The sequence below is a fragment of the Kribbella aluminosa genome (assembly GCF_017876295.1).
GTDB lineage: Bacteria > Actinomycetota > Actinomycetes > Propionibacteriales > Kribbellaceae > Kribbella > Kribbella aluminosa.
This window is the reverse complement of sequence record NZ_JAGINT010000002.1, coordinates 4,368,049-4,383,962: the sequence shown is the minus strand read 5'-3', so window position 1 is coordinate 4,383,962 and position 15,914 is coordinate 4,368,049. Positions and strand designations below refer to the sequence as shown.

Annotated in this window: 16 protein-coding genes and 1 pseudogene; 8 read left to right on the top strand and 9 right to left on the bottom strand. The window is 70.3% G+C overall.

Annotation, left to right across the window (positions count from 1 at the left end):
* Positions 1-55: 55 nt before the first annotated feature.
* From JOF29_RS41880 to JOF29_RS41870, 3 genes are read right to left on the bottom strand one after another with little or no spacing between them, the layout of a single operon-like run.
* Positions 56-610 carry a DinB family protein gene (locus JOF29_RS41880; RefSeq protein WP_307864005.1) on the bottom strand — a complete coding sequence of 185 codons (555 nt, stop codon included), beginning with the start codon at positions 608-610 and terminating at the stop codon, positions 56-58.
* 5 nt (positions 611-615) lie between these two features.
* The gene (locus tag JOF29_RS41875; RefSeq protein ID WP_209699820.1) at positions 616-2,091 is read right to left on the bottom strand and encodes a cobyric acid synthase; all 1,476 of its coding nucleotides are present in this window, start codon (positions 2,089-2,091) and stop codon (positions 616-618) included.
* Positions 2,092-2,120: 29 nt separating this feature from the next.
* Complete coding sequence (locus JOF29_RS41870) at positions 2,121-3,614, bottom strand: MFS transporter (RefSeq protein WP_209699819.1); 1,494 nt, start codon at positions 3,612-3,614, stop codon at positions 2,121-2,123.
* 88 nt (positions 3,615-3,702) lie between these two features.
* On the opposite strand from JOF29_RS41870, the gene JOF29_RS41865 reads away from it, so the two are divergent.
* The 4 genes and pseudogenes from JOF29_RS41865 (at position 3,703) to JOF29_RS41850 (ending at position 7,317) form a co-directional block, all read left to right on the top strand.
* Positions 3,703-4,002 carry a GNAT family N-acetyltransferase gene (locus tag JOF29_RS41865; RefSeq protein ID WP_209699818.1) on the top strand — a complete coding sequence of 100 codons (300 nt, stop codon included), beginning with the start codon at positions 3,703-3,705 and terminating at the stop codon, positions 4,000-4,002.
* 20 nt (positions 4,003-4,022) lie between these two features.
* Positions 4,023-4,554 (top strand): annotated as a pseudogene (locus tag JOF29_RS41860) (YbaK/EbsC family protein).
* Between the two features lie 12 nt (positions 4,555-4,566).
* Positions 4,567-6,132 (top strand): helix-turn-helix transcriptional regulator, encoded by a 1,566-nt coding sequence (locus JOF29_RS41855; protein ID WP_209699817.1) that lies wholly within the window; start codon positions 4,567-4,569, stop codon positions 6,130-6,132.
* Positions 6,133-6,234: 102 nt separating this feature from the next.
* The gene (locus tag JOF29_RS41850; protein WP_209699816.1) at positions 6,235-7,317 is read left to right on the top strand and encodes a flavin-containing monooxygenase; all 1,083 of its coding nucleotides are present in this window, start codon (positions 6,235-6,237) and stop codon (positions 7,315-7,317) included.
* A gap of 14 nt (positions 7,318-7,331) precedes the next feature.
* Here JOF29_RS41850 and JOF29_RS41845 read toward each other — a convergent pair whose 3' ends face one another.
* Together JOF29_RS41845 and JOF29_RS41840 are read right to left on the bottom strand one after the other, a co-directional pair.
* Positions 7,332-7,766: an organic hydroperoxide resistance protein gene (locus tag JOF29_RS41845; protein ID WP_209699815.1), complete on the bottom strand. Its 435-nt coding sequence runs from the start codon at positions 7,764-7,766 to the stop codon at positions 7,332-7,334.
* 13 nt (positions 7,767-7,779) lie between these two features.
* Positions 7,780-8,733 carry a quinone oxidoreductase family protein gene (locus JOF29_RS41840; protein ID WP_209699814.1) on the bottom strand — a complete coding sequence of 318 codons (954 nt, stop codon included), beginning with the start codon at positions 8,731-8,733 and terminating at the stop codon, positions 7,780-7,782.
* Positions 8,734-8,784: 51 nt separating this feature from the next.
* Here JOF29_RS41840 and JOF29_RS41835 point away from each other — a divergent pair, with 51 nt between their 5' ends.
* A complete protein-coding gene (locus JOF29_RS41835; RefSeq protein WP_307863978.1) occupies positions 8,785-9,435 on the top strand; it encodes a TetR/AcrR family transcriptional regulator in 651 nt (216 codons plus the stop codon).
* Here the strand turns inward: JOF29_RS41835 and JOF29_RS41830 are convergent.
* The 4 genes from JOF29_RS41830 to JOF29_RS41815 form a co-directional block, all read right to left on the bottom strand.
* Entirely contained in the window at positions 9,419-10,165 is a 747-nt protein-coding gene (locus JOF29_RS41830; protein ID WP_209699813.1) for a sulfite exporter TauE/SafE family protein, read from the bottom strand. The two genes, JOF29_RS41835 and JOF29_RS41830, sit on opposite strands and share 17 nt — an antisense overlap.
* Positions 10,166-10,286: 121 nt before the next feature.
* The gene (locus JOF29_RS41825; protein WP_209699812.1) at positions 10,287-11,453 is read right to left on the bottom strand and encodes an SPFH domain-containing protein; all 1,167 of its coding nucleotides are present in this window, start codon (positions 11,451-11,453) and stop codon (positions 10,287-10,289) included.
* A gap of 80 nt (positions 11,454-11,533) precedes the next feature.
* The gene (locus JOF29_RS41820; RefSeq protein WP_209699811.1) at positions 11,534-12,040 is read right to left on the bottom strand and encodes an NfeD family protein; all 507 of its coding nucleotides are present in this window, start codon (positions 12,038-12,040) and stop codon (positions 11,534-11,536) included.
* Between the two features lie 71 nt (positions 12,041-12,111).
* On the bottom strand, positions 12,112-12,894 hold the full coding sequence (locus tag JOF29_RS41815) for an ABC transporter ATP-binding protein (RefSeq protein WP_209699810.1): 783 nt from the start codon (positions 12,892-12,894) through the stop codon (positions 12,112-12,114).
* Positions 12,895-12,955: 61 nt separating this feature from the next.
* Between JOF29_RS41815 and JOF29_RS41810 the strand changes: the two genes are divergently transcribed.
* From JOF29_RS41810 to JOF29_RS41800, 3 genes are read left to right on the top strand one after another with little or no spacing between them, the layout of a single operon-like run.
* On the top strand, positions 12,956-13,690 hold the full coding sequence (locus JOF29_RS41810; protein WP_307863977.1) for an Rv1486c family protein: 735 nt from the start codon (positions 12,956-12,958) through the stop codon (positions 13,688-13,690).
* 53 nt (positions 13,691-13,743) lie between these two features.
* The gene (serB, locus tag JOF29_RS41805) at positions 13,744-14,961 is read left to right on the top strand and encodes a phosphoserine phosphatase SerB (protein ID WP_209699809.1); all 1,218 of its coding nucleotides are present in this window, start codon (positions 13,744-13,746) and stop codon (positions 14,959-14,961) included.
* 23 nt (positions 14,962-14,984) lie between these two features.
* The gene (locus JOF29_RS41800) at positions 14,985-15,866 is read left to right on the top strand and encodes a GNAT family N-acetyltransferase (RefSeq protein WP_209699808.1); all 882 of its coding nucleotides are present in this window, start codon (positions 14,985-14,987) and stop codon (positions 15,864-15,866) included.
* Positions 15,867-15,914: the final 48 nt, after the last annotated feature.

Here is a 15,914-nt window from a genome sequence, read left to right as displayed (position 1 = left end):
ACCATCCGGCATCCGGTACGCGATCCCGAACAACCGGCCGCGCACCCGCTCGAAGTCATCCACGCCGGAACGTCTCCGCCGCCTTCTGGATCTGGGTGTAGAACTCCGACCAGCCCGCCTCGTCGAGCAGGTCCGCGTCCTGGCCGCCCTGGCCGTCGATCAGCTCCCGGACGATGTCCGCGTGCCCGGCGTGGTGTGCGGTCTCGTCGACCACCCGGACCAGCAGCGCGCCGAACGTCGTACTGCGCCGGCCCTCGGCCCAATGCGGTACCTCGGCCGGGTGGTCCAGCTCGAGCTCGGCGATCGAGCGATCGCTGTGCGCGCAGGCCTCGCGGTAGAGCCCGGTCAGGTACTCCGTCGACTCGTCCGCCTTCGCCCACATGTCGGCGCCTTCCCAGACCGAACCGTCCGCCTCCCACGGCAGCTGCTCCCGCGGCGGGCGGCCCACGCTGGTGCCGAGGTAGACGTACTCGATGCCGGTCAGGTGCTTCACGAGGCCGAGCAGGTTCGTACCGGACGGGACCAGTGGCCGCCGGCGGTCGTACTCGCTCAGCCCGTCAAGCTTCGCGAGCATCAGCGCACGGGTCGCCTGGAGGTAGTCCTGCAGCACGGTCTTCAAGGCGCTCCTGGGGGTACGAAGGGAACTGGTGGTGCGCCGTGCTCGATGAGCTGCAGCAGCCCGGCGGTGTCGGCGTACTCGTCGATCATGTCGGCCAACCGGTCCAGCCGGTCCTCGCGCAGTCCCGCGAACGACACCGTCCCGTCCGGCGCCGGCCTGCCGGTCAGCTCGGCGACCTCGGTGAGGAACGCGTGCCGCGCCGCGTCGTCGTCCAGCAACCCGTGCCAGATCGTCCCCCACACGTTCCCCGAACGGCATCCGCCGGGAAACGCGACGACGTCACCGCCCGGGTCGCCTCCCGCACCGTCGATCACCTCGACGATCCCGTGATGGATCTCGTACGCCGTCCGCGTGGGCCGCGCAAGCACCTTCTCCCGGCCGAAGACCGTTGCGACCGGCAACAACCCCAGTCCCGGGTGATCACCACCTGTCTCCACCCCGTGCGGATCGGAGACGAACGATCCGAGTGCCTGGTACCCGCCACAGATTCCTAGCACTGGAAGGCGGTTCGCGACTCTGGCCCGTAGAGCGTCGGCCAGGCCGTTCTCGCGAAGCCAGGCCAGGTCGGACACCGTGGCGCGGGAACCGGGGAGGACGACCAGGTCGGCGTCGCGGATCTCCGTCGGGCTGGTGGTGAAGAACACGCTGTTGGTCGGCTCGGCCGCGAGCGCGTCCAGGTCCGTGAAGTTGCTGATCCGCGGGAACCGCACCACCGCGATCGTCAACAGCTCCGCCGAGGAAGTACGCCGTACCGGAATGTCCAGCGTGTCCTCCGAGTCCAGCCACAACTCCGGCAGCCACGGCAGTACGCCGTACGTCGGCCGCCCGGTGACCCCGGCCAGCATGTCGATCCCCGGCTGCAGCAGCGACACGTCACCGCGGAACTTGTTGATCAGGAACCCACCGATCAGCGCCTGATCCGCCGCGTCCAGCAGCGCGACGGTCCCGAACATCGACGCGAACACTCCCCCGCGATCGATGTCGCCGACCACGACCACCGGCGCGCGGGTGTGCTGCGCGAGGCCCATGTTCACGTAGTCGGACTGCCGCAGGTTGATCTCGGTCGGGCTGCCCGCCCCCTCGCTGATCACCACGTCGTACCGGGACGCCAGGTCGTCGTACGCCGCGAACGCCGCCTTCGCCAGCTCCGCACGTTCGGTGCGGAAGCCCCGCGCGGACAACTCGCCCCACGGCTCCCCCATCAGCACCACGTGGCTGCGCCGGTCGCTGCCCGGTTTGAGCAGCACCGGGTTCATCGCGGCCTCGGGTTCGGCGCCGGCGGCAACGGCCTGGATCCACTGCGCGCGGCCGATCTCGGTACCGTCGGCACAGACCATCGAGTTGTTCGACATGTTCTGCGCCTTGTACGGCGCCACCCGCACGCCCTGCCGCGCCAGCCAGCGGCACAACCCGGTGACAACGGTCGTCTTCCCGGCGTCGGACGTCGTACCGGCGATCAGCAGCGAACCCACCCGGTCATCCTAGGGGCCATCCTAGGGGCTCATCCCAGGGGCGTCGGTCCCTGGAAGCGGGTGCTGCCCGTCGACGACAACGGCTTGGCGATGTTCTCCAGCGACTTGCCCTCCGCGTCGACACCGAAGAACCAGGCGATCAGCCCACCGATCAGCATCACGCCCGCACCGACGATGTAACCGACCGTCAGCGGCCCGCGCGGCGGGTGGTCCCCGGAGCCGATCAGCGACGCGAACAGGAACGGCGCGATCACGCCGCCGGTCAGCTGCGAGATCGCGAAGAAGAACGAGATCGCCTGGCCGCGCAGCTCGATCGGGAAGATCTCGCTCACCGTCAGGTACGCCGACGACGCACCGGCCGAGGCGAAGAAGAACACGACGCACCACAACCCGGTCAGGGACGCGGCGTTCAGTACGCCGGAGTTGAACAGCAGCGCCGTGACGAACAGGACCACCGCCGACAACGTGTACGTGCCGAGGATCATCTTCCGGCGGCCGATCGTGTCGAACAGGCGCCCGAGCAGCAACGGCCCGGCCAGGTTGCCGATCGCGAACGGGAAGAAGTACAGCGCGACACTCGAGTCGCTGAGGCCGAAGTACGCCTTCAGCACCAGCGCGTAGGTGAAGAAGATCGCGTTGTAGAGGAACGCCTGGGTGACCATCATCGAGAAACCGAGGAACGAGCGGCTCGGGTACTGGCTGAGCATCACCCGGGCGATCTCGCGGTACGTCACCGGCGGGTAGTCGACCAGCTCGATCGCCTCGTCGTCGCGGACCTCGCGGAGCTCGCCGCCCTGCCGGCGGACGGTCGCCTCGATGTCGTCGACGGTCCGCTCGGCCTCGTCGACCCGGCCGTGCGTCATCAGCCAGCGCGGGCTCTCCGGGATGTGCCGGCGCAGGTAGATGATGAACAGCCCCATCACCGGGCCGATCAGGAAGCACAGCCGCCAGCCCCACTCGATCGAGACGATGCTCTGGTCCAGCAGGACCAGCGCGACCACGGATCCGATCAGCGCACCACCCCAGTAGGTTCCGTTGACGCCGATGTCGACGCGGCCGCGGTACCGGGACGGGATCAGCTCGTCGATTGCGGAGTTGATCGCGGCGTACTCGCCGCCGATGCCCATCCCGGCGACGAACCGGAAGAACAGCAGCGACCCGAGGTTCCAGGACAGGCCGGCCGCGCCGGAGGCGATCAGGTAGACGAGCAGCGTGACGATGAACAGGCTGCGCCGCCCGAGCCGGTCGGTCAGCCGGCCGAACAGCAGCGCGCCGACGACCTCGCCGCCCAGGTAGACCGACGCCATCAGGCCGACCTCGGAGGTGGTCAGGTGCAGCGTCTGCGGTTCCTTCAGGACGTTGCCGACCAGCGAGACCAGCTGGATCTCCAGACCGTCGAGGATCCAGGAGACCCCGAGGCCGACGACGATCATCCAGTGGAACCGGGTCCAGGGCAGCCGGTCCATCCGGGCCGGCACCAGACTCCGTATCGCCCTGCCGTGCTCCAACGCGTGCTCGCTCATCTGTACTCCTCCCGCTGGAAAGCCCAACAGCAGGTGCCCAGGAGTAACGATGTCAAAACCGTCGGTCGTGGTGGCTACAGTTGCGGGCATGGAGAACGACATCAGAGTGGCGGACGCCAGGGAGCGCAGCCGGTACGAGGCGCACGACGCCGACGGGACCCTGATGGGGTTCGTGGACTACCACCTGCGCCCGGGGGTCATCACCTTCTTGCACGCCGAGACGCTGCCGGAGTTCCGCGGCCGCGGCGTGGCCGGCACGATCGCCGCCAGGTCCCTCGACGACGCCCGCGTCCTCGGGCTGCAGGTGAAGCCGGCCTGTCCGTTCTACCAGACCTTCCTCGAGGAGCACCCCGAGTACGCCGACCTGCTGAAGGAGACCGCACAGTGACTGCTCCGGTGACTGCTCCGGTGACTGCTCCGGTCCTGGGCAAGCTCGACTGGAAGCCCGCCGCGGAAGTGCCGGAGCTGCTCGCGGTGCCGGTGCGGGACGCGCTCGGCGACCTCCCGGCGTACGCGGCCCCCGATCGACGCGGAGCTGGCCGACACCGCCGCGTTCTGCGCGGAGTACGACGTACCGATGGCCGCGTCGGCGAACTGCGTGATCGTGCTCGGTAAGCGGGCCGGCGAGGAGACGCACGCCGCGGTGCTGGTGCTGGCCACCGGCCGCGCCGACGTGAACGGCGTGGTCCGCAAACACCTCGGCGTCCGGAAGATCTCGTTCGCGGCCCAGGACGACGCGGTCGGCAGCACCGGCATGGAGTACGGCGGGATCACCCCGATCGGGCTCCCGGCGGACTGGCCGGTGCTGGTCGACGAGGCGGTCGTCGCGGCCGGCCCGGTGGTGATCGGCAGCGGGATCCGCGGCTCCAAGATCCTGATCGACGCCGCCGCGCTCGCGAAGTTGCCGGCAGCAACCGTCCTGGACCTCGCGCAGCACTGAGTGACGCCGCGGATGGAGCAGCACGACTGGCCCGCCGAGTACGCCGCGCTGACGGCGGCAGACCGGCACGCCCCGCTGCCGCCCGCGGACCTCGACCGGCTCGCGGTCGCGGCCTTCGTCCTGGGTCACGACGACGAGGTCGCCCACTGCCGGGAACGCGCGTACGAAGGACACCTGGCGGCCGGCGACCGCCGGAGCGCGGCACGCAGCGCGTTCTGGCTGGGCTTCCACCTGCAGAACCGCGGTGAGTTCGCGCATGCCGCGGGGTGGCGATCCCGGATCGAGCGCCAGGTCGCCGAGGACAGCGCCGAGTTCGCCGCGATGCGGATGCTGGGCGACGCCGCCGCGCTGATGATGTCCGGGGACGCGGCCGCCGCGCTGCCGATGTTCGAGCAGTCGTCCGGTCTGACTGCCGACGCGGGACTGCTGGTTCTCGCCACGCTCGGCCGCGGCCGCTGTCTGATGACGACCGGCCGCGGGGCCGAGGCGCTCGCCGCACTCGACGAGGCTATGGTGCACGTGACCGGCGGCCGGATCGGACCTGAGGTCTCCGGCCTGGCGTACTGCGCGGTCATCGACCTCAGCATGCAGCTGTACGACGTGCGACGGGCCCAGGAGTGGACCCGCGCGCTGACCGGTTGGTGTGACGCGCAGTCCGGTCTGGTGCCGTACCGGGGCGCGTGCCTGGTGCATCGGGCCGAGATCCTCCAACTGCGGGGCGCGTGGGCCGAGGCGGCCGGTGCCGCCGAGGACGCGTGCCGCAGGTTGGCCGAAACCCAGGCGGGTGCGCTCGGCGGCGCCTGGTACCGGCTGGCCGAGGTCGAGCGCCAGCGCGGCAGGTACGCGGCCGCCGAGCGGGCCTATCAACAGGCCTCGGCCCACGGGGCCGAAGTACAGCCAGGGTTCGCCAGACTCCGAGCGGCGCAAGGCAACCGGGTTCCGGCGATCGCCGGACTGGAGCGAGCGCTGGCCGAGCACCCACACTCCCCGAACCGCCCTGTCCTGCTCGCGGCCCGGGTGGACCTGGCGATCGACGCCGGTGACTTCGAGACCGCTCGTACGGCGGCCGCCGAGCTCGGAGGGCTGGCCGGCCCGGACTCGCCGTACCTGCAGGCCGTGGCGGCGTACGCCGAGGGCGCGGTGCGGATCGCGTGCGGCGACCCGCGCGGCGCGGTCCCGGCGCTCCGGCGCGCATGGTCGCTGTGGCAGCAGCTGGACACGCCGTACGAGGCCGCCCGGACGCGGCTCCTGGTGGCCCGGGCCTGCCGGGCGCTCGGTGACGGCGACGCCGCGCAGATGGAGCTCGACAGCGCCCGGGCCGTGTTCGAGCGGCTCGGTGCTGTGGCCGACCTGGCCGCCCTCGACGCCGGCGGCCGCGTCGGCGGGCTCAGCCCGCGGGAGCTGGAGGTGTTGCGATTGCTCGCCACCGGAGCCACCAACCGCCGCGTCGCCGAGCAGCTGTTCCTCAGCGAGCGGACCGTCGCCCGGCACGTCTCCAACATCTTCGGGAAGCTGGGGGTGTCCAGCCGGGCCGCCGCGACCGCGTACGCCTACTCGCACGGACTCGTGTCTGGGTAGAAATGACCATGCCGCCGCGGCGGTACTGGCGTGGTCGGTCGATGTGCCGGCCGGGTCCGCAGTCCTACGTTGCTGGAGAGGCGACATTCTGAGGGGGCTGCGATGGACAGGTTCGGGACTGTGGTGATCGGCGGTGGTCAGGCCGGTCTTGTGATGGGCTACTACCTCCGCCGGCTGGGTGAGAGCTTCGTGATCCTCGAAGCGGACGCCCGGATCGGCGACTCGTGGCGGCGACGGTACGACTCGCTCCGGCTGTTCAGCCGGCCGCGGTACGCGAGCTTGCCCGGTCTGCGGATCCCGGTGCCGGACTGCCCGACCCGCGACGAGCTGGCCGACTACCTGGAGCGGTACGCCGCGCACTTCGAGCTGCCCGTACACACCGGCGTACAAGTGACGCGGGTGTCGCGGGACGCGCGGGGCTTCCTGGTGGACACCGACTCCGGTGAGTACCTCGCCGACCGGGTGGTCGTCGCCTCCGGGTGGCACGCGGTGCCGCATCGGCCGGCCTTCGCGGCCGAACTCGATCCGGCCATCCGCCAGGTGCACTCGCTGGACTACCGCAACCCCAGTCAGCTCGCGGACGGCGAGGTGCTGGTGGTGGGCGCGGCCAACTCCGGCACCGACATCGCGCTGGAGGCGGTCAAGACGCATCCCACCCGGCTCGCCGGACGGCACCCGGGGCAGGTCCCGATCGACATCGACAAGCCGAGCGGGCACTTCCTCACGCCGGTCGTGATGTTCGCGTTCAAGCACGTTCTGACCCGACGTACGCCGATGGGCCGCAAGGCGATGGCCTCGATGCAGGGCCACGGGGTCGGCCTCGTCCGCAACAAGCTCGAGCAGGTCGAAGCGGCCGGCGTCGTCCGGCACGGGCGGATCGAGTCCGTCCGCGACGGTTACCCGGTGACCGCGGACGGCGAGGTCCTGAGCGACGTCCGGACGGTCGTGTGGTGCACCGGATCCGGACCTGACCACAGCTGGCTGGACCTGCCCGGCGCTGCCCAGCACCGCCGCGGGATCGCGGTCGGCGAGCCCGGCCTGATGTACCTCGGCGCGGAGTTCCAGTTCGCCGTGGCGTCGGCGACGATCCAGGGGCTGGACCGGGATGCCCGGTACCTGACGCGGCACGTCCGGGACCTCGGCCGGCGGAGCGCCGACAGGATGGTCCCGGCGGACCGGCGGTAGTACCTGTCCGCGGCTCAGGCGACCTTGAGGTCGACCTTGATGTTGCCGCGGGTGGCGTTCGAGTACGGGCAGACCTGGTGCGCCTTCGCCACCAGGTCCTCGGCGACGGCGCGGTCCTCGACGCCGGGCAGGCTGACGACCAGCGCGACCTCGAGGCCGTAGCCGGCGCCGCCGTTGATCGCACCGATGCCGACCTCGGCGGTGACGGTCGAGCCGTCGACATCCTGACGCTCCCGGCGCGCCACGACCTTCAGCGCGCTGTGGAAGCACGCCGCGTACCCGGCCGCGAACAGCTGCTCCGGGTTGGTGCCCTTGCCGGTGCCACCCATCTCGACGGGCGGCGCGACGGTGACGGCGAGCTTGCCGTCGTCGGTCGCGACCTTGCCGTCCCGGCCGCCGTCCGCGGTGGCCTTGGCGGTGTACAGAACCTTCTCAACAGCGATCGTCATAATTCGTTTCTCCTCAGCGAGTGGGGTCGAGCAGGAGCTTGCCCACGGTACGGCGGGCACGCATGTCTTCGTGAGCAGTGGCCACCTCGGACAGCGCGTACTCGCCGCCGAGGATCGGGCGCAGTTCGCCGCTCGCGGTCAGGCCGAACAGTTCGGTCAGTGGGCCGCCGAGCAGCTGCGGGTTCGCGAAGCAGTCGGCCAGCCAGAAGCCGGCGACGGTCTTCGAGCCTTTCATCAACCGGCTCGGGTCGATCGGCGCGGCCTGCTGCCGGGACGCGGCACCGAAGGTCACCAGCCGTCCGAACCGGGCCAGCGCCGCGAACGACTCGTCGAAGGTCGGTCCGCCGACCATTTCGAGCACGATGTCGACCGGCTTCCCGCCGTTCGCCTCGAGGATCCGGTCCTTCAGGCCTTCCGGCGTACCGTCGATCGCGGCATCCGCACCGAGCTCGAGGACCTGCTTGCGCTTCTCCTCGCTCGAAGCGGTCGCGATCACGCGCCCGGCACCCCAGAGCTTCGCGAGCTGAACAGCGAGCGAGCCGACACCACCCGCACCGGCGTGCACCAGGACGGACTCCCCCGGCTGCAGGTGCGTCGAGGTCTTGAGCAGATGCCACGCGGTCGTACCTTGCAGCACGAGCGCGAGCGCCTGACCGTCGGAGACACCCTCCGGCACGTCCCAGGCGTACGGCGCGTGCGCCACGGTCTGCTCGGCGTACCCGCCCGAACCGACCAGCGCGACTACACGACGACCGTCTGCCGTGTGGCCGACGACCTCGCCGCCGGGGATCAGCGGGAGCTCGGTCGTCGAGAGGTAGCTGTTCTCGACCTGGTGGGTGTCCGCGTAGTTGATGCCCGCGCGGTCGACCGTGATCAGCACCTGACCGTCGCCGGCCACCGGCTCCGGGACATCGCTGATCTTGAGGACCTCGGGTCCGCCGAACTCGGTGATCTGAATGGCTCGCATACACCGTACTATACACTGTACGTTAGGGAGATCGAAGGGAGCTGGGTCACAGTGGCACGGACACCGCGGAACACCCTGAGCGCGGATCTGATCGTGCGGACCGCGCTCGAGCTGATGGAGGCCAGGGGCGCGGACGCGTTCAGCTTGCGCGGGGTCGCCGCCGAGCTGGGCGTCGGCCCGATGGCGCTCTACACCTACTTCCGGAACAAGGACGAGCTGTACGACGCCGTCCGCGATCATCTGATGTCCCTGCTGCCCGCCGTACCGGCAGATGTTCCGTGGCCGGACCAGGTGCGATCGGTGTGCCGGTCGCTGCGGCGGCTGATGCTGCAACATCCTTGCCTGGCGCAACTACTGGCGGGGCGCCCGTTGAGCGGGCACGAGACCGCGCGGGTCGCCGAGGGGCTGCTCGGCGTACTGCGGTCCGCCGGGTTCGGCCCGGAGACTGCGGCGCGGACGCACACGACGCTGTTCACGTACGTGCTCGGATCGACGTCGTGGGAGATCCAGATGGCCGCCGAACGCCGTGATCCGGAAGCCTGGCGGCGGTTGCGGGCGTCGATGGAGTCGCTGTCGGCGCGCGAGTTCCCGTCGGTGGTCGAGCTCGCACCGGAGCTGGCCCGGACAACCGGTGGCGACGACCAGTTCGACTACGGACTGGAGCTGTTGCTCGATGGGCTACAGCTCAGAACACCATCGTGACGATCGCGACGACGCCGATGCAGACGATCAGCGACCGGAGCGCGATCGGCGGCAGCCGGCGGCCGTAGCGGGCGCCGAGGAAGCCGCCGATCGTGGAGCCGACCGCGATCAGCACCGCGACCAGCCAGTCGATGTCGTGCACGATCACGAACAGGATCGCGGCAACGGTGTTGACAGCCGTCGCCAGGACGTTCTTCAACCCGTTCATCCGCTGCAGGTTCGAGTCCAGGCCGAGGCCGAGGATCGCCATCAGCAGCACGCCTTGCGCGGCACCGAAGTACCCGCCGTAGACCCCGGTCACGAAGACGGCCGGGATCACCCACCAGGCGCCGCGGTGCAGGTGCGACGGCGCGCTGATCCATTTCGACAGCCACGGCTGGAAGGCGACCAGCAGACAGCCGAGCAGGATCAGCACCGGTACGACGGCGTGGAACGCGGAGTCCGGCGTGGTGAGCAGCAGCACGCCGCCGAGGATGCCGCCGGCCACCGACGCAGGAACCAGGCGCAGCATGCGGCCGCGCTGACCTTCGAGCTCTCGCCGGTACCCGATCGCGCCGGCGGCCGCACCAGGCGCCAGACCGACCGTGTTGCTGACGTTCGCCAGCACCGGAGGGATGCCGACGGCCAGCAGGGCGGGGAACGTGAGCAGCGTGCCCGACCCCACCACAGCATTGATCGTTCCCGCGCCCATCCCCGCCAGCAGGACGAACACCGCCTCGAACCATGTCATCGCTCAGAGACTTTACGCAGCTGTCCCAGCACTCGCAGATCTGTCCGGCGGCTGAACAGGCAAGAACCCTCCCGGACCGGATCCAGGAGGGTTCTTGTGGGTGCTGTTCTTGTGAGTGCTGTCAGCGCTGCGGCGGTTCCTGAGCCGGAGGCTCGGTGGCCGGCGGCTGCTGGGACGGCGACGGCGGCGGGACCGCCGGCATCGTCGGCGCGGACTGGCCGCGGGTGCTGACGGCCGCGGACTCGGCGGCCGCGATCGCTTCCCGGACCGCGTTGTCGGCCTCGGCCACCGCCGCCGGAGCGGCCGCGCCCGTATCGAGCTCCGCCACCTCACCGTTGGCCAGCTCCGGCGCGTGCCAGTCGCCCTCGGCCTTCTGCGTGATGCCGGCCACCTGGCCGACCGCACTGCCGAGACCCTTGAGCGCGTCGCCGATCTCGCTCGGCACGATCCAGAGCTTGTTCGCGTCGCCCTGAGCGATCGACGGCAGCATCTGCAGGTACTGGTACGCGAGCAGACCCTGGTCCGGCTTGCCGGCATGGATCGCGTTGAAGACCGTGGTGATGGCCTGCGCCTCACCCTGCGCCTTCAGGATCCGTGCCTCCCGCTCGGCCTGTGCCCGCAGGATCCGGGACTGCTTGTCACCTTCGGCGGTGAGGATCGCGGACTGCTTCTGGCCCTCGGCGGACAGGACGGCCGACTGCCGCATCCCTTCCGCGGTGAGGATCGCGGCGCGCTTGTCCCGGTCGGCGCGCATCTGCTTCTCCATCGAGTCCTGGATCGACGGCGGCGGGTCGATCGACCGCAGCTCGACCCGGTTCACCCGGATGCCCCACTTGCCGGTCGCCTCGTCCAGCACGTACCGGAGCTTCTCGTTGATCTCCTCGCGGGAGGTCAGCGTCTGCTCCAGGTCCATGCCACCGATGATGTTCCGCAGCGTGGTCATGGTCAGCTGCTCGATCGCCTGGATGTAGTTGGAGATCTCGTACGTCGCCCGCACCGGGTCGTTGACCTGGAAGTAGATGACGGAGTCGATCGACACCATCAGGTTGTCCTCGGTGATGACACCCTGCGGCGGGAACGCGACCACCTGCTCGCGCATGTCGATGGTGTAGCGGACCTTGTCGACGAACGGGGTCAGCAGGTTCAGGCCCGGCTGCAGGCCGGTCTTGAACTTACCGAACCGTTCGACGATCCCGACGGTCTGCTGCTGCACCACCCGGACGGACTTGACCAAGGTCACGATCACCACCAGGGCGACCAGTGCCAGGACTATCAGGAACGCGGTCACTCGACCCTCCACTCGAACACTCAGACGGACAGTCAGCCGCCTTGTCTCGACACTACTGCGAGTAGGGGACCACTCAACGGTCAGGACTGCGGCGGGTCCTGGGGTTTCGGGCTCTCGACTTGCGGCAGCGGCTCGCTCACCGGGTACACGACCGCGGTGGCGCCGTCGATCGACATCACCTCGACGCGGGTACCGGGCGCGATCGTCGACATCTCGTCGTACGGGCGGGCCGTCCACAGCTCACCGCCGAGCCGGATCGAGCCGCCGCCGTCGGGGTGGATCTCCTTCACCACCGTGCCGGTCCGGCCGATGACATGCGCCGAACCGGTCTTGAGCACCTGCCCGTGATGGATCTTCCGGACGATCATCGGCCGGATCGCGCCGAGCATCGCCGCCGCGGTGATCAGCCCGACGACGATCTGCAGCCAGAGCAGCCCCGGGAAGAACGCGGCCACCCCGGCGGCGGTGAGCGCGCCGGCGGCCAGCATCAGCAACGTGAAGTCGAGCGAGGCCAGTTCGGCCAGACCGAGGACGGCGGCGATCGTCAGCCACGCCGCCCACATGTTGTCCCGCAGCCAATCCATCATCTACCAAGCCTATCCGCGTTGGGGGCTTCCAGTAGGTGTATGACGCGTCACCGCGGGCGCGGGATCCGGGGTCAGAGGGCGCGGGCGGTGTAGCGGCCGTCCTCCTGCTTGAGGGTGAGGGCCAGGTCGAAGGTGTCGCTGAGGTTCTCCGCGGTCAGCGCCTGGTCCATCGGGCCGGCGGCCACGATCGTGCCCTGCTTGAGCAGCAGCGCGTGCGTGAAGCCCGGCGGGATCTCCTCGACGTGGTGGGTGACGAGCACCATCGCGGGTGCACCGGTCGCGGTCGCGATCGAACTCAGCGAACGGACCAGCTGTTCGCGACCCGTAAGGTCCAGGCCCGCGGCCGGCTCGTCCATCAGCATCAGCTCGGGGTCGGTCATCAGCGCGCGGGCGATCTGCACGCGCTTACGCTCCCCCTCGGACAGGGTGCCGAACGTCCGGTCCGCCAGGTGCGCGATCCCGAGCTCGGCCAGCAACGCACCGGCCCGTTCGTGGTCCAGTTCGTCGTACTCCTCGATCCAGCGGCCGAGGACGGCGTACGACGCGGAGACGACGACGTCGGACACCCGCTCGCTCTTCGGCAGCCGGTCCGCGAGCGCGGCGCTGGTCAGCCCGATCCGCGGGCGCAGCTCGAACACGTCGACCGCGCCGAGCACCTCACCGAGCAGCCCGGCGACCCCGGACGTCGGGTGCACCTGGGCGGCCAGAATCTGCAGCAGCGTGGTCTTGCCGGCACCGTTCGGCCCGATCACCACCCACCGGTCGGCCTCGTCGATCGTCCAGTCGATCCCGTCGAGCAGACGCGCGTCCCCCCGAACGACCGACACCCCGGCCAGCTCCACCACTGCAGTCATGCTCAAAACCTAAGGGGTCGCCGTTTTCGGCCTGCTGGTGGGTGGTGCGAGACTTACGGGCGTGCTGACGACCTCCGCCTCGGTCCGGTTCACCGTCTGGACGAACGCGATGCTGACCGGCGCCTGCGATCCCGACACCGCCGCGCACAAGATCCTCGGCGACGACGTCGGTCACCACGTCGCGGGTCTCGCCGGGCATCCCGAGCCGGCCACGTTGCCGGTGGCGCTGAACCTGTTGCGTGCTGCGGGTACGACGCAGGCGCATCTCGCGCTGCCGGTGCCGGGCGATCCGATCGGGCTGGCCGGGCCGCCCGCCTTCAACGAGGCGGCGCTGGAGACCGGCGAGGCCGTCGTACTCACGGGGCCGGAGATCGGGCTGGTTCCGGCGTACGTCGGGCCGGCTGTGCAGTGGTCGGTGCTGCCGGCCACGAGCCCGCTGCCCGCGGACTTCGGTGAGGCGGACCGGGGGTTGCGGATGGCGCTGATCGACGCGGCCGAGTCGCTGGCGGCGCTCGAGGTCGCGAAGTGGAAGCCGGAGGTGGCGGACGCGCTGATCGACATCCGGAAGATCGGGCGTGGCACTGGCGACGAGCTGGCGCCGGGGTACGAACCCCGAGCGGTGAGGACCGCGGCGACGGCCCGGAGATGTCTCGCGATCGCGGACGCCGCACTGGAGGACGACGGCGCCGCGGTAACCGGCGCCGAGGCCGACGCCCGCCGACGGGCACTCCTCGGGCTGGCCGCCGCAGCACGCCGCGCCCTCGTAGCAGCCTGTGCTCCGCCCGTTCATGCTTGAGATCTGGACCGGCCGCTGGACTGTCATCTCATTTAGGTAGCGTTCGGTGCGAGATGACAGGACTGGGTGAGGTGGAGACGGCGGCGGCCGAGCGGCCGACGTTGCTGGTGACGTTGACGGGGACCGACCGGCCGGGGCTGACGTCCGCAGTGCTGTCCACCCTGGCGACCCGTGGGCTCGAGGTGATCGACGCCGAGCAGGTCGTCCTGCGTGGCCGCCTGGTGCTCGGCGTACTGCTGACCGCGCCGCGCGACCACAAGAACCTGAAGGAAGAACTGAAGGCGCTCGCGAACCTCCTCGACGTCGACATCTCGGTGAAAAAGGGTGTCGGCGACAACGAACCGCGGCGCAAGGGCCGCAGCCAGGTCACCATCATCGGTCACCCGTTGTCGGCCGCCGGGCTCGCCGCGGTGGCCGGCCGGATCGCCGACACCGGCGCGAACATCGACCGGATCAGCCGGATGGCGCGGTACCCCGTGACCGCGATGGAGATCGCCGTCTCCGGTGTCGAACCCGAGGCGCTGCGCACCGTGCTCGCCCAGGAGGGCGTCCGGCAGAGCCTCGACATCGCCGTCCAGGACGGCGGGCTGTACCGGCGGGCGAAGCGGCTGATCGTGATGGACGTCGACTCGACGCTGATCCAGGGCGAGGTCATCGAGATGCTCGCCGCGCACGCCGGCCGGCTGGCGGAGGTCGCCGCGGTCACCGAGCAGGCGATGCGCGGCGAACTGGACTTCGCCGAGTCGCTGCGGCACCGGGTGGCGGCACTCGAAGGCCTGCCGGTGTCGGCGCTGGACGAGGTGTACGCCGCCATCGAGCTGGCGCCCGGCGCGCGCACCCTGGTCCGGACGCTGAAGCGGCTCGGGTACCAGTTCGCGATCGTCAGCGGCGGGTTCAGCCAGATCACCGGCCAGCTCGCCGCCGAGCTCGGCATCGACTACGCGAAGGCCAACGAGCTGGAGATCGCCGACGGCAGGCTCACCGGCCGCGTGGTCGGCGAGATCGTCGACCGGCCGGGCAAGGCCACCGCCCTGAAGGAGTTCGCCGCCCGCTCCGGTACGCCGCTCAGCCAGACCGTCGCGATCGGTGACGGCGCCAACGATCTCGACATGCTCGCCGCCGCCGGCCTCGGCGTCGCGTTCAACGCCAAGCCCGTGGTCCGGGCCGCCGCCGACACCCACCTCAGCGTCCCGTACCTGGACACGATCCTTTACCTCCTCGGCATCACCCGTGAGGAAGTCGAGACCGCCGACGCCGACAACCCGGCCTAAGAGACACGCCCTAGCCTCAACCCATGGAATTCCAGAGCCGCCCCGCGACCCTCGAGGACGCACCGGCGATCCACGCGATCATTGCCGCCAACGAGCAGGCGTGGCACGGGCAGGTGGAGTCGGCGGCGGACGCTGTCGCCGCTGACCTCCAGCGTCCGCTGATCACGCTCGACCTCGACACGCGTGTCGTCGAAACGCCGAGCGGTGACGTCATCGCCTGGGCGTGGGTGCACGGCGGGCGGCGCTCACAGATCGACGTGCATCCGTCGTACGCCGGACGCGGCCTGGGCACCGAACTGCTCGACTGGGCGGAGGCGCGGGCCCGTGAGCACGAGAGCGACTGGCTCGCACAGACGGTCGACGACGCGGACGAGGCCGGTTCGGCGTTGCTCCGGTCGCGCGGGTACGACGTACTCGCGACCAACTGGTTGCTCGAACGGCCGGTCGACGGCGAGGCGCCGACGGTGCCGGACGGGGTGACGGTACGGCCGTTCGCGCCGGGTGACGAGCCGGTGGCGCACCAGGTCGTGCAGGACGCGTTCGACGAGTGGCAGCCGCGCCGGCACGGGTACGAGGAGTGGGCCGGGACGAGTATCGAGCGGCCGAGCTTCGACCCCGCGCTGTCGCCGGTCGCACTCGCCGGATCCGAGATCGTCGGGGTCGTGATCGGGCTGGAGCTCCCGGACTCCCCCGACGGGTACGTCGACCAGGTCGCCGTACGGAAGGACTTCCGCGGCCGCGGCATCGCCCGCACCCTGCTGACCGTCGCCGCGCAGGAGGCCGGGCGGCGGGGGCGGCGGACGCTGACGCTCTGGACGCACTCCGGCACCGGCGCACTCGCGATGTACCAGCGCCTCGGCATGTCGGTCCGGCGCAGTACGACGGTCTACCGCACGCAGCTGTGACGAGCTGTTGACACCAGGACGTGAGAGCGCTCCCATTGACCTCATCCA

Bases quoted from the DNA above. Each gene is read 5' to 3' on its own strand.
- JOF29_RS41845 (WP_209699815.1), bottom strand. From the start codon at position 7,766: ATGACGATCGCTGTTGAGAAGGTTCTGTACACCGCCAAGGCCACCGCG.
- JOF29_RS41850 (WP_209699816.1), top strand. From the start codon at position 6,235: ATGGACAGGTTCGGGACTGTGGTGATCGGCGGTGGTCAGGCCGGTCTT.
- JOF29_RS41840 (WP_209699814.1), bottom strand. From the start codon at position 8,733: ATGCGAGCCATTCAGATCACCGAGTTCGGCGGACCCGAGGTCCTCAAG.
- JOF29_RS41800 (WP_209699808.1), top strand. From the start codon at position 14,985: ATGGAATTCCAGAGCCGCCCCGCGACCCTCGAGGACGCACCGGCGATC.
- JOF29_RS41865 (WP_209699818.1), top strand. From the start codon at position 3,703: ATGGAGAACGACATCAGAGTGGCGGACGCCAGGGAGCGCAGCCGGTAC.
- JOF29_RS41815 (WP_209699810.1), bottom strand. From the start codon at position 12,894: ATGACTGCAGTGGTGGAGCTGGCCGGGGTGTCGGTCGTTCGGGGGGAC.
- JOF29_RS41820 (WP_209699811.1), bottom strand. From the start codon at position 12,040: ATGATGGATTGGCTGCGGGACAACATGTGGGCGGCGTGGCTGACGATC.
- JOF29_RS41870 (WP_209699819.1), bottom strand. From the start codon at position 3,614: ATGAGCGAGCACGCGTTGGAGCACGGCAGGGCGATACGGAGTCTGGTG.
- JOF29_RS41855 (WP_209699817.1), top strand. From the start codon at position 4,567: ATGGAGCAGCACGACTGGCCCGCCGAGTACGCCGCGCTGACGGCGGCA.
- serB (WP_209699809.1), top strand. From the start codon at position 13,744: ATGACAGGACTGGGTGAGGTGGAGACGGCGGCGGCCGAGCGGCCGACG.
- JOF29_RS41830 (WP_209699813.1), bottom strand. From the start codon at position 10,165: ATGACATGGTTCGAGGCGGTGTTCGTCCTGCTGGCGGGGATGGGCGCG.